A 20,010-nucleotide genomic window follows, 5' to 3' on the forward strand; every position below is an offset into this window, starting at 1 on the left:
GGTACGCAGGGAGAAGGGAGCAGGGCGCCAGACCTCGTCGGTGAGCGGGGGAACGCCTTCAACGCCCTCACCCACTGTGTCGCATGGCTTGTCATACTGTCCGACTAACCTTCGGGGTATGGGGCTTGGGGACATCAGGTATGAGGACGTCATCGCAGCGACGGAAGAGTTCCGCCGCCTGGGCCGGGACACCTTCCTCCAGACGTACGGCTTCGGGCGTGCCACGTCGTACGAGTTGGTCCTGGACGGCCGTCGCTACGACTCGAAGGCCATCGCCGGTGTGGCCCACGGCTACGCCACCGGCGACTTCCTGCGCGCGGGGGACTTCAGCGGCGGAGCGGCCACGGTCGCGCGATGCCTGAGCGAGCTCGGCTTCATCGTGGAGACCGGGGAACCATCCGGCAACCGTGCCGCCCTGATGGAGCGCCTCCGTAAGCTCAAGGTCTCCCGCGGCCCCGGCAACCCGGCCCCGAGCCGTCACCAGCCGTTGAGCCTCCTGTGGGCGATAGCCCGCGAAGTCGACGAGCGACCCCGCATGATTCCGTGGCCGGAGTTCCGCGACGAGGTCGGCCCGCTCCTGATCGACTTCGGCCTTCCCAACGCCAAGCCCACACCGCAGTACCCGTTCTGGCACCTCCGGGGCAGCGGACTGTGGGAGGTCGAGGGCATCCCGACCGAACTGGCGAAGAAGATGCCGAACATGGGCATCCTCGACGCGCACCACCCACAGGCCGGCTTCACGGCAGGGACCGCGAGCCTCCTCAGAGACCCGGTGACCCGCCTCGACGCCATCGCGACGATCTGCGAGACGTATCTCGAGGACGTCGACCGCCGGGCCCTCTTCAAGCGAATAGGCCTGTCCGGATACACCACAGCCGGCAGCCTGGCAGAGGAGAGCGCCGATGCCGCTCCGGACGAGCACGCGCGGGCGAGCGGCCCCGCACCGCGCCGCGACGTGGCCCGCTCCGTCATCGTCCGCGACGAGGACCTGGCCAGGAAGGTCAAGGAACTCGAGGACAACCGGTGCCAGATCTGCGACACGACGCTCCGCTACCTGAACCGCCCGTACAGCGAGGCCGCGCACATAAGAGGCCTGGGCAAACCCCACGACGGCCCCGACGAGCTACAGAACCTCCTCTGCCTGTGTGCCAACTGCCATGTCTCTTTCGACGGCTTGGAGATCTACGTCGACCCCGACGGCCTGGTGAGAGCGACGAACCACGCCAGAGACCCATTCCCCCTCCGCCGAGCCCCCGGACACCCGCTGGACGAGGCGCACTTCGGCTATCACCGCGACTTGTGCATGCTCCATGCACGAGGTGGCTGACCGCCGAATGCGCAGGCGGCAGTGTCACAGGCCCCTACAGCAGATGGTCGGCCTTACCGGCCTTGATGTCGGTGATGAGGGCGCGCAGGGCTTCGAGGGAGTCGGTAAGAGGGCTCTCCTCCTGACCTGCAACAGCTATGTACCCGTTGCCCTCGGTATCGATACCGAGGCGGAAGCAGGAGCTTCCCTCGCCGCAGAACGGGGCTTCCCAGGCGATGACAGCCATGTGGCCACTCCTCATAGTTGGTGAGCGATCTCGCGGATGAAGTCGCGGGACCGTTCCGGGGACAGTGCCAGACCTTCCAACAGGTCGAGCTGGGCGCGGTATTTCGCGAGCTGACCGTCGGTGTGGAGGAAGTCCGGCCCATGGGAGTTGTCGATCTGCACGGTGTCGAGCTGCGGCACGGGCCCCTCGGCGTAGACAACCGTCTGCCCGGCTCCTGGGAAAGCGCCGTGGTCGAAGGGAAGCACAAGCACGGTGACGTTGTCCCACTCGGAGACTTCCAGCAGGTACTTCAACTGCCCGCGGGCGACATCCACTCCACCGAACTGCATCCGAAGCGCCGCTTCGTGGATCACGGCCACATAGGGCACCGGATCGTCGCGCGTGATCACACTCTGGCGCTCGGAGCGGTGGGCCAGACGGAGAGCGACCTCATGCTCCGGAAGTTGCGGGACCACGGCGCGGAAGATGGCCATGGCGTGCTCCGACGTCTGAAGCAGCCCCGGTACGTGCACGGTGTTCGCACCCCGCAGACGTACCGCGTAGGCCTCGGTCTCGGAGATGTCCAGTAACCCCTGGGGCAAGCTGCCCCGGTAGCGTTCCCACCATCCTGCCCGGCCGGGATCCGCCATCTCGGCGAGGGCATCGAGGTACCGCTCGTCGGTGCAGTCGCAGTTGCAGGCCAGCGTGCGCAGCCGTTCGGCGCTGATACCGCGCAGTCCGGACTCCATGTTGGAAATGCGGCTGCGGTCGACGCCGAGAAGCCCTGCGGCGTACTCCGCGGACATGCCGGCCATGGTGCGCATCCTGCGCAACTCGCTACCCAGACGCTTTTGCCGTTGAGTGAGGATCGTCCTCGGGGGCATGACGTTCCTTCCGTACGGTGCGGTGTCCGGATAAGTCCTATAAGCGCAAATGCACCGCACTGAGGCCATTATTTCGGGCCGCATGGCAAATGTGGCCCCTCCTGCTCTACTGTCAGTATCGCGCAAGTTACACAAAGCGATGCCGGAAGTGCACCGCGCGAGCATGCCCGCCTGCCCTGGGACGGGTGCGCCCGCGACCAGGGCGGCAGGCCACCGGCTCCCCAAATCCTCCCCACCGCACTGGAGTTCCCCATGGCCGAAATCCCCCTGGTGCCCGCCCACTGGCACTTCCCCGCCCACCCCACCTCCGTACGGAGGGCCCGCCATGCCGTCGCGGAAACACTGCCGCGCGCCCTCCGCCCGCACCTGCGCGACGACTTGGGCCTGCTGACCTCCGAACTGGTCACCAACGCCATCCGCCACGGAACCCTGCGGGAGGACGAGGACCTGATCGAACTCGTCCTGTGGCCGGCCGACGGACACTACTGGCTGGCCGTCTCCGACCCCGGCACCGGCAAGCCCGAACTGACCCACCCGGACACGGACTCCGAAAACGGGCGGGGCCTGCTCCTCGTCGACCACCTCGCCACCGCCTGGACCGTCCGTCCCCGCCCCACCCGCGGAACATCCGTGATCGCGGGCCTCCCTTTCCGCCATAAATGACCAGGCCGGCCACCGCGAGCCAGTCCGCTCACTCAAGTGGACACTGCCTCGGCCTCGTGGCCACACCCGCAGTGGTTTCACCGGCCTACTCGGCGGCCCCGCTCAGCCATCCGGCGCCAGTACTCAACCCGACCGTGCCCGAGCTCGCTCAGAACCCCGCTTCCACGGCGTCCTCGGTCGGGAGGTGCTGTGCGCCGGTGCCGAAGGGATTGTCGATGACATACCGCCAACGGCCGTCCGCACCCCGCCGGGCGATGTCGGTGGCAGTGCCCTCGACATGCACGGCCTGCCCCTGCCGTCCGGTCCCGTCAATGACCCAGTCGACTATCAGCAGCGCCACGTCTCCGCATTGATACACATGTCGAGGACGGACCACGATGGGCACTCCGAGCTCTTGCAGCCGACCGTTTGCGGCATGCAGTTCAGGACCGGTCGCAGGTGTTCCCGGCTGCGGCACCAGCACTGCCGCCTCCTCGTAGACCTGCGCGAGTGCGTCGGCGTCACCGCTGTTGAACCGCTCGGCGAACACCTCGGGCACTTCTTCGGGCCGTTCGGCCAAGGTTCGCATGATCGACAGACGTCCTTCCGTGCCAGGAGAATCGAGGCGCCCCACACGTTAGGAGGCGGTTCCGTGACTCACCGAACGGTTGGCTACCCGGCAGGGCTGCCCGACGACCCGCGCGCGCATGTCACCGCACCCACCCCCGCGTGCCCGGTGGAGATCACGCTGGCGGCACTGCAAGGCCGCTGGACGACGCTGGTAATCCGCGAACTGCTGCGTGGCGACCGCTCCTACAGCGAGCTGCGTACGGCCTTGCCCGCGCTGTCGGACAAGGTGCTGTCCGATCGCCTGGCGCAGCTTGCAGAGGCCGGAGTCGTCGAACGCGACCGTCGACCGGGCTGGCCACCCCGAGTGCGCTACACCCTCACCCCGAGCGGCCACCGCCTCGGCCCCGTCCTCCAGGCTCTGTGGGACTGGGGAGCGGAGGTGTCGGCGCGTGACATCGGGCAGGAGGTCGCCAACCGGCGCATCGAAGACTTGCGGCGCGAGTACGAATAGGCACCCCTGCCCACCTCAGAGGCTCCTGCTATCACGTCCTGAGGCCTCATTGGTGCTCTGCGTCTCAGCTCCTCGGATAGCCGATCTTTGCGATGTCCTCCGAGAGATCCAGTAGGACAGGAACCTCGTCGAGCACCCCGGGCCATGGACCGCCCTCTGCGTATGGGGTCATGGTGATGCGTGATCGAATCCCCGTACGTAGGCGCCGACGGGTGAGAATACGATCGAGTACTCGTCGCCCGATCCGTTGGGCATCGCGGCCATCGACTCCGTCTGGGACCAGTGGTCGTCGAAGGAGTGGCGACGGCTCTCCCACTCAGGGCTCAGGACTGCCTCAAGGACGGCCATGGAGCGGCAGTGCTCCCGGAGGGCTGCTGTCCCAGGCAGGTGTCGAGCAACATCATGCACGGTCACCCGCTCATCCAAGCGCACGCCTCCGAGACGTCAGGCTCCTGCCTGCCGGGTGGCTGTCGCACCGGACCCTTGGGGCCCTCACACACCTTCATGCGGTGGATGCTGAGAATCTTGTCCAAAACCTATTGACCCGGTGCATACCTGGATTAATCTGGTGAGTAAGCCATAACACCGGAAGAGCCACAAAGTCGATCAGGACGTCTAGTCGGCGGAGTGACTTGGACAGGATGTGGTGTAGGCCCCCGGCAAGCCGGCGCGATACCGGAGTGACGGTGACGACTGGAACTCCAGGACACGTGCAGCACTACCGGGGACTGCTTAGCTATCGGAGCCTTCGCACAGCCGGATTGCGGTGCGAAGGCTCTGGCATGACAGCGAAGCCGCCCGTCCGGGTGTGCAGAGATCGAAATCGACGGCGGGATTCGAGCGCACCCTCTTCCGAGCGACCCGAGTGCCCGACGCCTGGAGCTTTCCTGTCTGTAGGGGCTCACCTGCGACCGCCGCACCGAGCGCCACACGCCTGCAGATACGCGAAGACCCCGTTCTCAGCGGGTTCCGCTGGTGACGGGGTCTTGGACACACTTGCACAGTGTGCCCCCGGCAGGATTCGAACCTGCGCACACGGCTCCGGAGGCCGTTGCTCTATCCCCTGAGCTACGGGGGCGTGTCACCCGCGCGGTGATCGCGGCGACGGGTAGAACACTACCAGTTCCCCGGGGGTGGTCAGGACCCCGTTTTCGCAGCAGGCGGGGTCGGTCGGGAGGGCGGGGGGTCGCTCGTGCGGGGCGGAAGTGGGGAAACGCCGGACGCGGTGGCCGGTCCCGACCTACTCTCGAGTTGTGCCAGGCACTTCGGGCCGGGTGCTTGTTGTGGACGACAACAAGGTCATCCGGCAGTTGATCAGGGTCAACCTCGAGCTGGAGGGCATCGAGGTCGTGACCGCGGCCGATGGTGCCGAGTGTCTGGAAGTCGTTCATCAGGTGCGGCCCGACCTCGTCACCCTCGATGTCGTCATGCCGAGGCTCGACGGTCTGCGGACCGCCGGTCGGCTGCGTGCCGATCCGCGGACGCGTGACATTCCGCTCGTCATCGTCAGTGCCTGCACCCAGCAGGAGGTGGAGAGGGGGCTGGACGTCGGTGTTGATGCCGTGCTGGCCAAGCCCTTCGATCCTCAGGAACTCGTCCGGCTGGTTCAGGGGTTGATCGTGGATCCTCACGGGCGGGTGCGCGGGCCAGGGGACACCGCCCCTGCCGCCGGGCACGCCGGAGGGTGAGGACGGGCAGTCCACGGGCGTCCACATCCCGGAATCGCCGCCAAACCCGTTCGCCTACCCACCCCCCTCCTCCCCTACGCTTGTCCCGTGACCCCCGTCGAGCTCTCCCGCACCGTGCTGCACGCGGTGCGCCGTGCCGTCGACGAGGGAGAGCTGAACGTGGCGCCGCCCGAGCGGGTCGTCGTCGCGCCTCCGGGGCCCGGGGGGTGCGGGGACTACGCGACCAACGTCGCCCTCCAGCTCGCCGGCCCGGCCGGTAAGCCGGCGCACCGCGTCGCCGAAGTGCTGCGCGAGCGTCTGCTCGGCGCCGGCGGGATCAGCGACGTCGTGGTCACCGGGCCCGGGTTCCTCAACATCTCCCTCGGGGGTGCCGCGCCCGTCGAGGTCGTGCGTGAGGTTCTGCGGTGCGGGGGCCGGTACGGGCACGGAGACTCCCTTGCCGGGGAGGGTGTCGTACGGCTGGTCGCGGCCCGCGAGGTGCGTGCTGTCGTTCAGCTCGATGTTGTGGCCCGGATTCTCCGGTCGCAGGGTGCCCTCGTGCACGCCGAGTGCGTGGGGCCGCTCCACGCCGAGTGGGAGAGTGTCCTGGGCGTACGTGTCGACAGCGTCTCCGACGCGACGAACGTCGACGTCGGCGTTCGGCCCGTTCCCGCGCCCTCCGACCCGCTTCCCCTCGGTCGTGACGCCGCCCGCTGGGCCCTGCTGCATCCCGCGCCCCACGACCGGCCCCGGATCGGGGACGAGCATCTGGCGCAGCGTGAGAGCAATCCGTTGTTCCGGGTGCGGTACGCGCATGCCCGGAGCCGGGCGGTGGTGCGTAATGCCGCAGATTTGGGGTTCGGGCCCGAGCCGGGGGCCGTCGACGCGTCCGCGCTGCACCAGGCCCTCGCCGACCACCCCCGCGTCCTTCTCAGCGCCGCCACCCACCGTGCGCCCGACCGGCTCGCCCGGCATCTCGTCACCGTCGCCGATGCCCTCATGCCGTTGCTTCCCGCCGTGCTGCCCCTGGGTGAGGAGAAACCCTCGGCCGCCCACCGTGCCCGGCTCGCCCTCGCCGAAGCCGCCGGGACGGTGCTGGCCGGTGGCCTTTCCCTGCTCGGCATCGACGCACCCGATCATCTCTAGGAAGCCCAAGACCAGTCATGAGCCGTTCCGCACACCCCGCCGGGCCCCGTCACGCCGATGTCCTCCCCGAGGGGCACTACTCCGCACCGCCCGCCGATCTCAACGCCCTCGACCCCAAGGTGTGGTCCGAGACGGTCACCCGTACCGACGACGGTGTGCTCACCGTCGGCGGGATCGACGTCAAGCGGCTCGCCGAGGAGTTCGGCACCCCCGCCTACTTCCTCGACGAGGACGACTTCCGGGCCCGGGCGCGGGCCTGGCGCACCGCGTTCGGGAACGACGCCGACGTGTTCTACGCCGGCAAGGCGTTCCTGTCGCGGGCCGTCGTGCGCTGGCTGCACGAGGAGGGGCTCAATCTGGACGTGTGCTCGGGTGGGGAGCTGGCCACCGCGCTCTCCGCCGGGATGCCCGCCGAGCGGATCGCCTTCCACGGGAACAACAAGTCCGTCGGTGAGATCCGGCGGGCGGTCGAGGCCGGGGTCGGGCGGATCGTGCTCGACTCGTTCCAGGAGATCGTCCGGGTCGCGCACATCGCGCAGGAGCTCGGCACGCGGCAGCGGGTGCAGATTCGTATCACCGTCGGTGTCGAGGCGCACACGCACGAGTTCATCGCCACCGCGCACGAGGACCAGAAGTTCGGGATTCCGCTGGCCGGCGGGCAGGCCGCCGAAGCCGTGCGGCGGGCCCTGAAGCTCGACGGGCTGGAGCTCATCGGAATCCACTCGCACATCGGGTCGCAGATCTTCGACATGTCGGGCTTCGAGGTCGCCGCGCACCGCGTGGTCGGGTTGCTCAAGGACATTCGTGACGAGCACGGTGTCGAGCTGCCCGAGATCGACCTCGGGGGCGGCCTCGGGATCGCGTACACCAGTGACGACGACCCCCGGGAGCCGCACGAGATCGCCAAGGCGCTGACCGAGATCGTCACCCGGGAGTGCGAGAGTGCACGGCTGAGCACGCCGCGGATCTCCGTCGAGCCCGGGCGCGCCATCGTCGGGCCGACCGCGTTCACGCTCTACGAGGTCGGCACGGTCAAGCCGCTCGACGGGCTGCGGACCTACGTCTCCGTCGACGGGGGGATGTCGGACAACATCCGCACCGCCCTGTACGACGCCCAGTACAGCGTCTCCCTGGTCTCCCGCAGCTCCGACGCCGAGCCGATGCTCTGCCGGGTCGTCGGCAAGCACTGCGAGAGCGGGGACATCGTGGTGAAGGACGCCTTCCTGCCGGGGGACCTGGCGCCGGGCGACCTCATCGCCGTGCCGGCGACCGGCGCGTACTGCCGGTCCATGGCCAGCAACTACAACCATGTGCTCCGTCCGCCGGTCGTCGCCGTGCGCGGCGGCGAGGCGCGGGTCATCGTCCGGCGGGAGACGGAGGAGGATCTGCTCCGGCTCGATGTCGGGTAGCGGTCTGCTGGTCGGAGGGGGCGCCCGTCGCCCCGGCCAGGTGGTCGGCGTTCCAGAAGGTCTCGGGAAGTACTCGGGAAGAGCTCAGGAAGATCTTCGGTCCTACTGGCCGAGTAAATGAAATAGATGTCTCACGATCCGGACAAAGGGCAGAAACTCCCGTCCGGTGAGTGAGACTGGTGCAACCGAGACGGTAATCAGGAAACGAGGTCGGATGATGCGTACGCGTCCGCTGAAGGTGGCGCTGCTGGGCTGTGGAGTGGTCGGCTCAGAGGTGGCGCGCATCATGACGACGCACGCCGACGACCTCGCCGCCCGGATCGGGGCCCCGGTGGAGCTGGCGGGCGTGGCCGTGCGGCGGCCCGACAAGGTGCGTGAGGGGATCGACCCCGAGCTGGTGACCACCGACGCCACCGCGCTCGTCAAACGGGGCGACCTCGACATCGTCGTGGAGGTCATCGGCGGCATCGAGCCCGCCCGTACGCTCATCACCACCGCCTTCGAGCACGGCGCCTCCGTCGTCTCCGCGAACAAGGCGCTGCTCGCCCAGGACGGCGCCGCGCTGCACGCCGCGGCCGAGGAGCACGGCAAGGACCTCTACTACGAGGCCGCCGTCGCCGGCGCCATCCCGCTGATCCGGCCGCTGCGCGAGTCCCTCGCCGGTGACAAGGTCAACCGGGTGCTCGGCATCGTCAACGGCACCACCAACTTCATCCTCGACAAGATGGACACCACGGGCGCCGGCTACCAGGAGGCGCTCGACGAGGCCACCGCGCTCGGGTACGCCGAGGCCGACCCGACCGCCGACGTCGAGGGCTTCGACGCCGCCGCCAAGGCGGCCATCCTCGCCGGGATCGCCTTCCACACGCGGGTGCGTCTCGACGACGTCCACCGCGAGGGGATGACCGAGGTCACCGCCGCCGACTTCGCCTCCGCCAAGGAGATGGGCTGCACCATCAAGCTGCTCGCCATCTGCGAGCGGGCCGAGGACGGGGCGTCGGTCACCGCGCGGGTGCATCCGGCGATGATCCCGCTCAGCCATCCGCTGGCCTCCGTGCGGGGCGCCTACAACGCCGTGTTCGTGGAGTCGGACGCCGCCGGGCAGTTGATGTTCTACGGTCCCGGCGCGGGCGGCGCGCCGACCGCCTCCGCCGTGCTCGGGGACCTGGTCGCCGTGGGGCGCAACCGGGTCGGCGGGACCACCGGACCGGGTGAGTCCGCGTACGCCGCGCTGCCCGTCTCGTCGATGGGCGAGGTCGTCACCCGCTACCACATCAGCCTGGACGTGGCCGACAAACCGGGTGTTCTCGCCCAGGTCGCGACCGTGTTCGCGGAGCACGGTGTCTCGATCGACACGGTGCGCCAGTCGGGCAAGGACGGTGAGGCCTCCCTCGTCGTCGTCACCCACCGTGCGTCCGACGCCGCCCTCGGCGGGACCGTCGAGGCGCTGCGCAAGCTCGACACCGTGCGTGGTGTCGCCAGCATCATGCGGGTTGAAGGAGAGTAACCAGCAATGACCCACCAGTGGCGCGGAATCATCGAGGAGTACCGGGACCGGCTGCCGGTATCCGACAGCACGCCGGTCGTGACGCTCCGTGAGGGCGGTACGCCGCTCGTGCCCGCGCAGGTGCTCTCCGAGCGCACGGGCTGCGAGGTGCACCTCAAGGTCGAGGGGGCGAACCCCACCGGGTCCTTCAAGGACCGCGGGATGACGATGGCGATCTCCCGGGCCAAGGAGGAGGGGGCCAAGGCCGTCATCTGCGCCTCCACCGGCAACACCTCCGCCTCCGCCGCCGCGTACGGGGTGCGGGCCGGCATGGTCTCCGCCGTGCTCGTGCCGCAGGGCAAGATCGCGCTCGGCAAGATGGGCCAGGCGCTGGTCCACGGGGCGAAGATCCTCCAGGTCGACGGCAACTTCGACGACTGCCTCACGCTGGCCCGCGCGCTGAGCGACAACTACCCTGTGGCGCTGGTCAATTCGGTCAACCCGGTGCGTATTGAGGGGCAGAAGACCGCCGCCTTCGAGATCGTGGACATGCTGGGTGACGCCCCCGACATCCATGTGCTGCCGGTGGGCAACGCGGGCAACATCACCGCGTACTGGAAGGGGTACAAGGAGTACGCCGCCGACGGTGTCAGCACCAGGACGCCGCGCATGTGGGGCTTCCAGGCCTCCGGCAGTGCGCCGATCGTGCGCGGCGAGGTCGTCAAGGACCCGTCGACCATCGCCACCGCCATCCGGATCGGCAACCCCGCCTCCTGGGAGTTCGCGCTCGCCGCGCGGGACGAGTCCGGCGGTGCCATCGACGAGGTGACGGACCGTGAGATCCTGCGCGCCTACCGGCTGTTGGCCTCGCAGGAGGGCGTCTTCGTCGAGCCCGCGTCCGCCGCGTCGGTGGCCGGTCTGCTGAAGGCCGCCGAGCTGGGCAGGGTCGACCCGGGCCAGAAGATCGTGTGCACGGTCACCGGCAACGGTCTGAAGGACCCCGACTGGGCCGTCGCCGGTGCGCCGCAGCCGGTCACCGTTCCCGTCGACGCGGCGACCGCCGCCCAGCGGCTCGGGCTCGTCTGACCGCCGGGTCCGGCCGGTCCCCGGACGGCCGGGGCGGTCACGGATCCCAGTGCCCGCCGGAATGCACAGGACCGGCGTAAGGGCGCGTCGACCTGGGGAAGTTACCTGGAGGGGGTGCACAGGGGGCTCGCGACACGCATCGTGCGCCGCCTGTGCGCCCTATGTCGCCACTGAACCTTCCTTCGATAGGCTGTACTGAACCCGCCCGCCGCATATGCCGCGGCAGTGCGTCGTCTCCACGGTCCGGAAAGCGGCCGGGAGCGACCCGGAAAGCGGCCGGCCACCCCGGTCGGCGGCGGCCCCAGGGTCTCGTACGTCATCGAATGTCCATCGGATGTCGTCGAATGTCCTCGAATGTCATTCGACAGTCACGCAGCTCAAGGAGAGTCTTCGAGCGATGGCCGGTCCCGCCTTCCGAGCCGCCGCCGTCCGGGTGCGCGTCCCCGCCACCAGCGCCAACCTCGGCCCGGGCTTCGACGCCCTCGGCCTCGCGCTGGGGCTGTACGACGACGTGGTCGTCCGGGTGGCCGACTCCGGGCTGCACATCGACATCGCCGGTGAGGGAAGCGAGAACCTCCCGCGCGACGAGCGCCATCTGCTCGTACGGTCCCTGCGCACCGCCTTCGACCTGCTCGGCGGACAGCCGCGGGGCCTCGAGATCGTCTGCGCCAACCGGATTCCGCACGGCCGGGGCCTGGGCTCCTCCTCCGCCGCCATCTGCGCCGGGATCGTCGCCGCCCGCGCCGTGACGATAGGCGCCGACGCCAAGCTCGACGACACCGCACTGCTCGAACTGGCCACCGAGATCGAGGGCCACCCCGACAATGTCGCCGCCTGTCTGCTGGGCGGATTCACCCTGTCCTGGATGGAGGGCGGCTCCGCCCGGGCGATCAGGATGGAGCCCGCCGATTCCATCGTTCCGGTGGTTTTCGTGCCCGGGAAGCCGGTTCTCACCGAGACCGCGCGCGGACTGCTCCCGCGCACCGTGCCGCACGTCGACGCCGCCGCCAACGCGGGCCGTGCCGCCCTGCTCGTCGAGGCCCTGACCAGGCGCCCCGAGCTGCTGCTGCCCGCCACCGAGGACCGCCTGCACCAGGAGTACCGCGCCCCGGCCATGCCCGAGAGCGCCGCCCTGGTGGAGCGGCTGCGCGGGGACGGCATCCCCGCGGTGATCTCCGGCGCCGGGCCCACGGTCATGGCGCTGGCCGACGCGGACAGCGCCGACAAGGTCGAAGCACTGGCCGGCACCGACTGGGCCGCCAATCGGCTCAGTCTCGATGTGCAGGGCGCGAGCGTGCTTCCGCTCGCCACCTGACACACGGTTGCCGGATTTGGAGAGGGGGAATGTTTGTTGGATCCGGTAGTGTTAACCTCAAGTCTGCACCCGACCCCACCATGGCGAGGTGCCTCGTGTCCCCGTCCGGGACAGACATTCTTCCGGGAGCCCCCCAAGCCGCACTGTGTTCACTGCTACGTACGCGGGCAGTACGTCGTACGCGGACGCTGAACGGCCCGACGGTGGGGCAACCCCCTCTGGGGGAGCTCCGGAACCGGTGCGACCACGCCACGTGACACTGGGTGCCACGGCTCGAGGAAGCGCCATCACCAGATATCTCTTCCGCCGCTCAGGCGGACAACCGCCCCGGCACGGTTCGCACAGCAAGGACCGATGCCGGACAGCACAACCGGTCGCCGAGCCAGACAGGCCGACGTCCGCTCCAGGGAAGGACCCTTCGTGAGCGACACCACCGATCTGATGGGCGCACGTGTCGAGGAGACCGCTGCCGCGCCCGCCACGGACGCTTCCGCGCCTGCCTCCGGTGCCGGCTCCCGGCGGCGCCGCGGTACCGGCCTCGAGGGCATGGTGCTGGCCGAGCTGCAACAGGTCGCATCCGGTCTCGGAATCAGGGGCACCGCGCGCATGCGCAAGAGCCAGCTGATCGAGGTCATCAAGGAGGCGCAGGCCGCCGGCGGAGGTGCCCCCTCCGGGGGAGCCGCCCCGGCCAAGGCCGAGTCCGCCGCCGAGACCAAGCCCAAGCGCCGCGCCACCTCCCGGACCCGTACGGGTGACACCGCGGAGAAGAAGGCCGACGCCAAGGCCGAGCAGGAGGCCCCCGCCGAGAAGGCCGCGGCCCAGCAGCAGATCGAGATCCCGGGCCAGCCCTCTCCGAAGGCCTCGGCCGAGCAGGCCGAGGACGCCGCCCCCGCCGAGCGCCGCCGCCGTCGCGCGACCGCCGAGGCCGGAGCCCCGGCCGCCGCGACCGAGACGATCACCGCCGAGGCGAAGACGGACTCCAAGGCCGAGACCCCGGCCCAGCAGCAGTCGCAGCAGGGCGAGGGCAAGTCCGACCACGAGGGCGGCGAGGGCCGTCGCCGCGACCGCCGTGACCGCGGCCGCGACCGTGACCGGGGCGACCGCGGCGACCGCGGCGACCGCGGTGACCGTGGCGACCGCGGTGACCGTGGCGACCGTGGCGACCGCCGCAGCAAGGGCGACGACCAGCAGAACCAGGGCGGCGGCCGTCAGCAGAACCAGCAGGGCGGCGGACGTCAGGACGACGGTTACGACGACGACGGAGGCGGCCGCCGTGGCCGTCGCGGCCGCTACCGCGACCGCCGTGGCCGCCGTGGCCGCGACGACGTGCAGGAGCCGCAGATCGCCGAGGACGACGTCCTGATCCCGGTCGCGGGCATCCTGGACATCCTCGACAACTACGCCTTCATCCGGACCTCCGGCTACCTGCCCGGTCCCAACGACGTGTACGTCTCCCTCGCCCAGGTCCGCAAGAACGGCCTGCGCAAGGGCGACCACATCACCGGCGCCGTGCGCCAGCCCAAGGAGGGCGAGCGCCGCGAGAAGTTCAACGCGCTGGTCCGCCTGGACTCCGTCAACGGCATGGCGCCCGAACACGGCCGCGGCCGCCCGGAGTTCAACAAGCTCACCCCGCTGTACCCGCAGGACCGCCTCCGTCTGGAGACGGACCCGGGCGTGCTGACCACCCGGATCATCGACCTCGTGTCGCCGATCGGCAAGGGCCAGCGCGGTCTGATCGTGGCCCCGCCGAAGACCGGCAAGACCATGATCATGCAGGCGATCGCCAACGCGATCACCCACAACAACCCCGAGTGCCACCTGATGGTCGTCCTCGTCGACGAGCGTCCGGAAGAGGTCACCGACATGCAGCGGTCGGTCAAGGGCGAGGTCATCTCCTCGACCTTCGACCGCCCGGCCGAGGACCACACCACGGTCGCCGAGCTCGCCATCGAGCGCGCCAAGCGCCTGGTGGAGCTGGGTCACGACGTCGTCGTCCTGCTCGACTCGATCACGCGTCTGGGCCGTGCGTACAACCTCGCCGCCCCGGCCTCCGGCCGCATCCTGTCCGGTGGTGTCGACTCGACCGCCCTGTACCCGCCGAAGCGGTTCTTCGGTGCGGCCCGCAACATCGAGGACGGCGGCTCGCTGACCATCCTCGCCACCGCCCTGGTGGACACCGGGTCCCGCATGGACGAGGTGATCTTCGAGGAGTTCAAGGGCACGGGCAACGCGGAGCTCAAGCTCGACCGCAAGCTCGCCGACAAGCGGATCTTCCCCGCGGTGGACGTCGACGCGTCCGGTACCCGTAAGGAAGAGATCCTGCTCGCCAGCGACGAGCTCGCCATCGTCTGGAAGCTGCGCCGGGTGCTGCACGCCCTCGACCAGCAGCAGGCGGTCGAACTGCTCCTCGACAAGATGAAGCAGACGAAGTCGAACGCCGAGTTCCTGATGCAGATCCAGAAGACGACGCCGACGCCGGGCAACGGCGACTGACGTTCCGCTTCCTGCACAAGGTCGCTGCGACGCAGGGCCGATGTGGCAAAGGGCCGCTTCCGTTACGGAAGCGGCCCTTTGCGTGGTTCCGGGGCCGGCGGGGCGTGAGCGAGATCTTTGCCACAAGGGCGCTGTGCAACCCTTTGCCGGATTTCCCCGTCTGACCCGACGGCGGGACCATGGTGGCGTACGGGCCGTGACGGCCATGTCTGCCACCGGGCACAGGGGGTAACCGACCGGAGACGATCCGAGGAGCACATGTCTGCCGACAGCACACCGGGCCCGGGGACACCGGGGGAGTCCGACCCAACGGGCATACGCGGGCGGAGCAAGGGGCACCGCCGCAAACCGCGCGAGAAGCGGCACAAGGGCCTGAAGATCATGGCCTGGACGGCGGCGGGCATCGTCGTGCTGGGCGGCACCGGCGCCGGATACCTGTACTTCAAGCTCAACGGCAACATCGAGAGCGTCGACATCGACCAGGCCCTCGGCACCGACCGGCCCGAGAAGGCGGACAACGGCTCCGAGAACATCCTCGTCCTCGGCTCCGACACCCGCGCCGGCGGCAACAAGGACCTCGGCGGCGGCACCGACGACGGCAGCGCCCGCTCCGACACCGCGATGATCGTGCACGTGTACGAGGGTCACAAGAAGGCGAGCGTCGTCTCCATACCGCGCGACACCCTCATCGACCGCCCCGAGTGCACCGACACCGAGGGCGGCACCCACCCCGCCGCGAACGGCGTGATGTTCAACTCCGCCTACTCCACCGGCGGCGCGGCCTGCGCGGTGAAGACCGTCGAGTCCCTCACCGCCCTGCGCATGGACCACTACCTGGAGGTCGACTTCACCGGCTTCCAGAAGCTGATCGACGAACTCGGCGGCGTCGAGGTCACCACCACCGAGGACATCAAGGACCCCGACAGCCACCTCGACCTCCCGGCCGGCACCCACCGCCTCGACGGTGAACAGGCCCTCGGCCTGGTCCGCACCCGGCACGGCGTCGGCGACGGCTCCGACCTCGGCCGCATCCAGCTCCAGCAGGCGTTCATCAAGGCCCTGGTGCAGCAGGTCAAGGAGGTCGGCGTCTTCACCAGCCCGAAGAAGCTGTACAGCCTCGCCGACAGCGCCACCAAGGCCGTCACCACCGACTCCGACCTCGGCTCGGTGAACTCCCTGATGTCCTTCGCCAACGGCCTGAAGGGCATCGGCCCGTCCAGCATGCACATGATCACCATGCCGGTCCAGTACGACCCGGCCGACGCCAACCGTGTGCTCCCCCTGAAGGACAAGTCCCAGCTGGTCTGGGACGCCCTGAAGAACGACAGGCCGATTCCCGAGAGCGCCACGGAAGACACGGCGAGCGGTAAGGCCAGGGGTGTGGTGAACGCCGCCTAGGGGCGCGGGGAACTGCGCGACCGGCCCCCACCGGGCCCGCAGGGAACAAAAATCGGCAACCCCCGGTTTTGGGAGAAGACGCCGGTCCTGGCAGACTGGTACGTCGGTCCCGGTTCACGCTCCCGCACCCAGCGGTAGCGACCCGGCGCCCTCCCGAACCTAGGAGACACCTTGAAGCGCGACATCCACCCCGAGTACGTCGAGACGCAGGTCAGCTGCACCTGTGGCGCGTCGTTCACCACCCGCAGCACGATCTCCGGCGGCACCATCCGTGCCGAGGTCTGCTCCGAGTGCCACCCGTTCTACACGGGCAAGCAGAAGATCCTCGACACCGGTGGCCGTGTGGCCCGCTTCGAGGCCCGCTTCGGCAAGGCCGCCGGCTCCAAGAAGTAGCGAGCCGCCAACCGCCGGTCCACGGCCGCGCCCCCGCCCGGGGGCAGGCCGGGACCGGCGTTTTTGGTCGCCCGCCCCTTCACCCACGTACCAGCAGGAGCCCAAGATGTTCGAGGCCGTCGAGGAACTCGTCGCCGAGCACGCCGACCTGGAGAAGAAGCTCGCCGACCCGTCGGTCCACGCCGACCAGGCGAACGCGCGCAAGCTGAACAAGCGCTACGCCGAGCTCACCCCGATCGTCGCCACGTACCGCTCCTGGAAGCAGACGGGCGACGACGTCGAGACCGCGCGCGAACTGGCCGCCGACGACCCCGACTTCGCCGCCGAGGTCAAGGACCTGGAGAAGCAGCGCGAGGAGCTCACCGAGAAGCTCCGTCTGCTCCTCGTCCCCCGCGACCCCAGCGACGACAAGGACGTCATCCTCGAGATCAAGGCGGGCGCCGGCGGTGACGAGTCCGCCCTGTTCGCCGGCGACCTGCTGCGGATGTACCTGCGCTACGCCGAGCGCGTCGGCTGGAAGACCGAGATCATCGACGCCACCGAGTCCGAGCTGGGCGGCTACAAGGACGTCCAGGTCGCCGTGAAGGCCCGCGGGCAGATCGAGCCCGGTCAGGGCGTGTGGGCCCGGCTGAAGTACGAGGGCGGCGTGCACCGCGTGCAGCGTGTGCCGGCCACCGAGTCCCAGGGGCGCATCCACACCTCCGCGGCGGGCGTCCTGGTGACCCCCGAGGCGGAGGAGGTCGACGTCGAGATCAATCCGAACGACCTGCGCATCGACGTCTACCGTTCCTCCGGGCCCGGCGGCCAGTCCGTCAACACCACCGACTCCGCCGTGCGCATCACGCACATCCCGACCGGAGTCGTCGCCTCCTGCCAGAACGAGAAGAGCCAGCTGCAGAACAAGGAGCAGGCACTGCGTATCCTGCGCTCCAGGCTGCTCGCCATGGCGCAGGAGGAGGCGGAGAGGGAGGCCGCCGACGCCCGCCGCAGCCAGGTCCGCACCGTCGACCGCTCCGAGAAGATCCGTACGTACAACTTCCCGGAGAACCGCATCTCGGACCACCGCGTCGGCTTCAAGGCCTACAACCTGGACCAGGTCCTGGACGGCGACCTCGCCGCGGTGATCCAGGCCTGCGTCGACGCGGACTCGGCCGCCAAGCTCGCCGCCGCGTAAGCCCCCGTAGACAGTCCGGAGGACCAGTGAACCTGCTGCTCGCCGAGGTGGCCCAGGCCACCCAGCGGCTCGCCGACGCGGGCGTGCCCTCGCCGCGCACCGACGCGGAGGAGCTCGCCGCGTTCGTGCACGGCGTCAAGCGCGGCGAGCTGCACGGTGTGAAGGACTCCGACTTCGACGCCCGGTACTGGGAGGTCATCGCCCGCCGCGAGGCCCGCGAGCCGCTCCAGCACATCACCGGGCGGGCGTACTTCCGCTACCTGGAGCTCCAGGTGGGCCCCGGGGTGTTCGTCCCGCGCCCCGAGACCGAGTCGGTCGTCGGCTGGGCGATAGACGCCGTCCGCGCGATGGACGTCGTCGAGCCCTGCATCGTCGACCTGTGCACCGGCTCGGGCGCCATCGCGCTGGCGCTCGCGCAGGAGGTGCCGCGTTCGCGCGTGTACGCCGTCGAGCTGTCCGAGGACGCCCTGACGTGGACCCGCAAGAACATGGAGGGGTCCAGGGTCGAACTGCGCCAGGGAGACGCCCTGACGGCCTTCCCGGACCTCGACGGACAGGTCGACCTGGTGATCTCCAACCCGCCATACATCCCGCTCACCGAGTGGGAGTACGTCGCGCCGGAGGCCCGCGACTACGACCCCGATCTGGCGCTGTTCTCCGGGGAGGACGGCCTCGAACTGATCCGCGGTCTGGAGCGCACCGCGCACCGGCTGCTGCGTCCCGGCGGCGTGGTCGTCGTGGAGCACGCCGACACCCAGGGCGGACAGGTGCCGTGGATCTTCGCCGAGGAACGGGGCTGGGCGGACGCCGCCGACCACCCCGACCTGAACAACCGCCCGAGGTTCGCCACCGCCCGCAAGGCGCTGCCGTGAGCGTCCCGCATACTTCATCCCCCCAGCAGCACGTGTACGAGGAGGCCCGCCAGATGGCTCGGCGATACGACACCAACGACGCGACCGACCGCGCGACCGGTCTGCGTGAAGCCGCGTCCGCCGTCCGCCGGGGCGAGCTCGTGGTGCTGCCGACGGACACGGTGTACGGCATCGGCGCCGACGCGTTCACCTCGGAGGCCGTCGCCGATCTGCTGGAGGCCAAGGGCCGGGGCCGCAACATGCCCACGCCCGTCCTCATCGGCTCCCCGAACACCCTGCACGGCCTGGTCACGGACTTCTCCGAGATGGCCTGGGAACTGGTCGACGCCTTCTGGCCGGGCGCGCTGACGCTGGTCGCCAGGCACCAGCCGTCGCTCCAGTGGGACCTCGGGGACACCCGGGGCACGGTGGCCGTGCGGATGCCGCTGCACCCGGTCGCCATCGAGCTGCTCACCGAGGTCGGTCCCATGGCCGTGTCGTCGGCGAACCTGACCGGTCATCCGGCGCCGGAGAACTGCGACGCCGCGCAGGAGATGCTCGGCGACTCCGTCTCCGTGTACCTGGACGGCGGGCCCACCCCGGGGAACGTGCCCTCCTCCATCGTCGACGTCACGCGCCCCGTGCCCGTGCTGCTGCGCGAGGGTGCGATCTCGCCGGACGAGCTGCGCAAGGTGGTACCCGACCTCGAGGTGGCGAATTGACGGCCCCTGAGGCGGGGCGTGGCATAGGCAACGGGGAATCCAGCGCGGAGACGACGACGACCTTCGGGTTTCCGCGCGACACCTTCCGCATCCTCCACGTCAGTACCGGAAATGTGTGCCGCTCGCCCATCACCGAGCGGCTGACCCGGCATTTCGTGAGTCAGCGGCTGGGCATTCTGGGCGGCGGGCTGATCGTGGAGAGCGCGGGCACGTGGGGCCACGAGGGTGCGGCGATGGAGGCGCACGCGGAGACCGTGCTGGCGGAGTTCGGTGCGGACGCCTCCGGGTTCGTGGGGCGTGAGCTGCTGGACGACCATGTGATCCGGGCGGATCTGGTGCTGACGGCCACGCGGGACCACCGGGCGCAGGTCATCTCGATGGGGCATTCGGCGGGGCTGCGCACCTTCACGCTGAAGGAGTTCACCCGCCTGGTCAACGCGATCGACCCCGCGACGCTGCCGCCCCTGGACGAGGGGCTGGTGATGCGCGCGCGGGCGCTGGTGCGGGCGGCCGCGGCGCTGCGCGGGTGGCTGCTGGCGCCGACGGCGGAGGCGGACGAGGTGTACGACCCGTACGGGGCCCCGTTGCCGTTCTTCCGGTCCATCGGGGACGAGATACACCAGGCGCTGGATCCCGTGGTGACGGCGCTGACGGGGGTTCCGGCGCGGACGTAGGTGGCTGCGGGCGTTGCTTTCAGGGCGCCCGGCGCTGTTCCGCTGTGCCCACCCTCC

At 69.7% G+C, this 20,010-nt stretch carries 19 protein-coding genes, 1 tRNA gene and 1 pseudogene; 16 read left to right on the forward strand and 5 right to left on the reverse strand.

The features are described from left to right. The first annotated feature begins 118 nt into the window (after positions 1-118). On the forward strand, positions 119-1,327 hold the full coding sequence (locus ACZ44S_RS11500) for an HNH endonuclease (RefSeq protein ID WP_466927202.1): 1,209 nt from the start codon (positions 119-121) through the stop codon (positions 1,325-1,327). Between the two features lie 34 nt (positions 1,328-1,361). On the opposite strand, the gene ACZ44S_RS11505 is transcribed toward ACZ44S_RS11500, so the two are convergent. Then, positions 1,362-1,553, reverse strand: coding sequence for a hypothetical protein (locus ACZ44S_RS11505; RefSeq protein ID WP_466927204.1), 192 nt, complete (start codon positions 1,551-1,553; stop codon positions 1,362-1,364). A gap of 11 nt (positions 1,554-1,564) precedes the next feature. Next, a complete protein-coding gene (locus ACZ44S_RS11510) occupies positions 1,565-2,416 on the reverse strand; it encodes a helix-turn-helix domain-containing protein (RefSeq protein ID WP_466927207.1) in 852 nt (283 codons plus the stop codon). A 252-nt stretch (positions 2,417-2,668) separates the two neighbouring features. Here ACZ44S_RS11510 and ACZ44S_RS11515 point away from each other — a divergent pair, with 252 nt between their 5' ends. Beyond that, positions 2,669-3,079, forward strand: a complete 411-nt coding sequence (locus ACZ44S_RS11515; RefSeq protein ID WP_466927209.1) for an ATP-binding protein — start codon at positions 2,669-2,671, stop codon at positions 3,077-3,079. A gap of 148 nt (positions 3,080-3,227) precedes the next feature. On the opposite strand, the gene ACZ44S_RS11520 is transcribed toward ACZ44S_RS11515, so the two are convergent. After that, positions 3,228-3,647 (reverse strand): YybH family protein, encoded by a 420-nt coding sequence (locus ACZ44S_RS11520; protein WP_466927485.1) that lies wholly within the window; start codon positions 3,645-3,647, stop codon positions 3,228-3,230. A 63-nt stretch (positions 3,648-3,710) separates the two neighbouring features. Between ACZ44S_RS11520 and ACZ44S_RS11525 the strand changes: the two genes are divergently transcribed. After that, entirely contained in the window at positions 3,711-4,139 is a 429-nt protein-coding gene (locus ACZ44S_RS11525) for a winged helix-turn-helix transcriptional regulator (RefSeq protein ID WP_466927212.1), read from the forward strand. Positions 4,140-4,257: 118 nt separating this feature from the next. On the opposite strand, the pseudogene ACZ44S_RS11530 reads toward ACZ44S_RS11525, so the two are convergent. Together ACZ44S_RS11530 and ACZ44S_RS11535 are read right to left on the reverse strand one after the other, a co-directional pair. Continuing rightward, a pseudogene (locus ACZ44S_RS11530) lies at positions 4,258-4,553 on the reverse strand (hypothetical protein); the annotation flags it as partial. Positions 4,554-5,145: 592 nt separating this feature from the next. Beyond that, positions 5,146-5,217, reverse strand: a tRNA-Arg gene (locus tag ACZ44S_RS11535). A gap of 127 nt (positions 5,218-5,344) precedes the next feature. Here ACZ44S_RS11535 and ACZ44S_RS11540 point away from each other — a divergent pair. The 13 genes from ACZ44S_RS11540 to ACZ44S_RS11600 all read left to right on the forward strand — a co-directional run bounded on the left by ACZ44S_RS11540 (position 5,345) and on the right by ACZ44S_RS11600 (position 19,953). Then, a complete protein-coding gene (locus tag ACZ44S_RS11540) occupies positions 5,345-5,827 on the forward strand; it encodes a response regulator (protein WP_466927214.1) in 483 nt (160 codons plus the stop codon). An 87-nt stretch (positions 5,828-5,914) separates the two neighbouring features. After that, positions 5,915-6,952 (forward strand): ArgS-related anticodon-binding protein NrtL, encoded by a 1,038-nt coding sequence (gene nrtL, locus ACZ44S_RS11545; protein WP_466927216.1) that lies wholly within the window; start codon positions 5,915-5,917, stop codon positions 6,950-6,952. Positions 6,953-6,969: 17 nt separating this feature from the next. Beyond that, positions 6,970-8,361, forward strand: coding sequence for a diaminopimelate decarboxylase (gene lysA, locus ACZ44S_RS11550; protein ID WP_466927218.1), 1,392 nt, complete (start codon positions 6,970-6,972; stop codon positions 8,359-8,361). Positions 8,362-8,575: 214 nt separating this feature from the next. Then, the gene (locus ACZ44S_RS11555) at positions 8,576-9,868 is read left to right on the forward strand and encodes a homoserine dehydrogenase (protein WP_466927221.1); all 1,293 of its coding nucleotides are present in this window, start codon (positions 8,576-8,578) and stop codon (positions 9,866-9,868) included. Positions 9,869-9,874: 6 nt separating this feature from the next. Then, a complete protein-coding gene (gene thrC, locus ACZ44S_RS11560; protein WP_190161612.1) occupies positions 9,875-10,933 on the forward strand; it encodes a threonine synthase in 1,059 nt (352 codons plus the stop codon). Positions 10,934-11,330: 397 nt separating this feature from the next. Further along, positions 11,331-12,248, forward strand: a complete 918-nt coding sequence (gene thrB, locus ACZ44S_RS11565) for a homoserine kinase (RefSeq protein ID WP_466927223.1) — start codon at positions 11,331-11,333, stop codon at positions 12,246-12,248. A gap of 420 nt (positions 12,249-12,668) precedes the next feature. Beyond that, the gene (gene rho / locus ACZ44S_RS11570; protein WP_466927226.1) at positions 12,669-14,741 is read left to right on the forward strand and encodes a transcription termination factor Rho; all 2,073 of its coding nucleotides are present in this window, start codon (positions 12,669-12,671) and stop codon (positions 14,739-14,741) included. A 258-nt stretch (positions 14,742-14,999) separates the two neighbouring features. Next, the gene (locus ACZ44S_RS11575; protein WP_466927229.1) at positions 15,000-16,139 is read left to right on the forward strand and encodes an LCP family protein; all 1,140 of its coding nucleotides are present in this window, start codon (positions 15,000-15,002) and stop codon (positions 16,137-16,139) included. Positions 16,140-16,310: 171 nt separating this feature from the next. Further along, complete coding sequence (gene rpmE, locus ACZ44S_RS11580; protein ID WP_125504205.1) at positions 16,311-16,532, forward strand: 50S ribosomal protein L31; 222 nt, start codon at positions 16,311-16,313, stop codon at positions 16,530-16,532. A 106-nt stretch (positions 16,533-16,638) separates the two neighbouring features. Beyond that, complete coding sequence (gene prfA / locus ACZ44S_RS11585; protein ID WP_190161616.1) at positions 16,639-17,706, forward strand: peptide chain release factor 1; 1,068 nt, start codon at positions 16,639-16,641, stop codon at positions 17,704-17,706. A gap of 26 nt (positions 17,707-17,732) precedes the next feature. Beyond that, positions 17,733-18,578, forward strand: a complete 846-nt coding sequence (gene prmC / locus ACZ44S_RS11590) for a peptide chain release factor N(5)-glutamine methyltransferase (protein ID WP_190161617.1) — start codon at positions 17,733-17,735, stop codon at positions 18,576-18,578. Positions 18,579-18,631: 53 nt separating this feature from the next. Beyond that, on the forward strand, positions 18,632-19,279 hold the full coding sequence (locus ACZ44S_RS11595; protein WP_466927232.1) for an L-threonylcarbamoyladenylate synthase: 648 nt from the start codon (positions 18,632-18,634) through the stop codon (positions 19,277-19,279). Beyond that, on the forward strand, positions 19,276-19,953 hold the full coding sequence (locus tag ACZ44S_RS11600; RefSeq protein ID WP_466927236.1) for an arsenate reductase/protein-tyrosine-phosphatase family protein: 678 nt from the start codon (positions 19,276-19,278) through the stop codon (positions 19,951-19,953). The genes ACZ44S_RS11595 and ACZ44S_RS11600 overlap by 4 nt, the downstream gene beginning before the upstream one ends. Positions 19,954-20,010: the final 57 nt, after the last annotated feature.

Source organism: Streptomyces malachitofuscus (genome assembly GCF_055571035.1).

What these genes read in the sequence shown, in the direction of transcription:
- ACZ44S_RS11500 (WP_466927202.1), top strand. Translation starts at nt 119, where the DNA reads ATGGGGCTTGGGGACATCAGGTATGAGGACGTCATCGCAGCGACGGAA.
- ACZ44S_RS11505 (WP_466927204.1), bottom strand. Translation starts at nt 1,553, where the DNA reads ATGGCTGTCATCGCCTGGGAAGCCCCGTTCTGCGGCGAGGGAAGCTCC.
- ACZ44S_RS11510 (WP_466927207.1), bottom strand. Translation starts at nt 2,416, where the DNA reads ATGCCCCCGAGGACGATCCTCACTCAACGGCAAAAGCGTCTGGGTAGC.
- ACZ44S_RS11515 (WP_466927209.1), top strand. Translation starts at nt 2,669, where the DNA reads ATGGCCGAAATCCCCCTGGTGCCCGCCCACTGGCACTTCCCCGCCCAC.
- ACZ44S_RS11520 (WP_466927485.1), bottom strand. Translation starts at nt 3,647, where the DNA reads ATGCGAACCTTGGCCGAACGGCCCGAAGAAGTGCCCGAGGTGTTCGCC.
- lysA (WP_466927218.1), top strand. Translation starts at nt 6,970, where the DNA reads ATGAGCCGTTCCGCACACCCCGCCGGGCCCCGTCACGCCGATGTCCTC.
- ACZ44S_RS11555 (WP_466927221.1), top strand. Translation starts at nt 8,576, where the DNA reads ATGATGCGTACGCGTCCGCTGAAGGTGGCGCTGCTGGGCTGTGGAGTG.
- thrC (WP_190161612.1), top strand. Translation starts at nt 9,875, where the DNA reads ATGACCCACCAGTGGCGCGGAATCATCGAGGAGTACCGGGACCGGCTG.
- thrB (WP_466927223.1), top strand. Translation starts at nt 11,331, where the DNA reads ATGGCCGGTCCCGCCTTCCGAGCCGCCGCCGTCCGGGTGCGCGTCCCC.
- ACZ44S_RS11575 (WP_466927229.1), top strand. Translation starts at nt 15,000, where the DNA reads ATGTCTGCCGACAGCACACCGGGCCCGGGGACACCGGGGGAGTCCGAC.
- prfA (WP_190161616.1), top strand. Translation starts at nt 16,639, where the DNA reads ATGTTCGAGGCCGTCGAGGAACTCGTCGCCGAGCACGCCGACCTGGAG.
- ACZ44S_RS11595 (WP_466927232.1), top strand. Translation starts at nt 18,632, where the DNA reads ATGGCTCGGCGATACGACACCAACGACGCGACCGACCGCGCGACCGGT.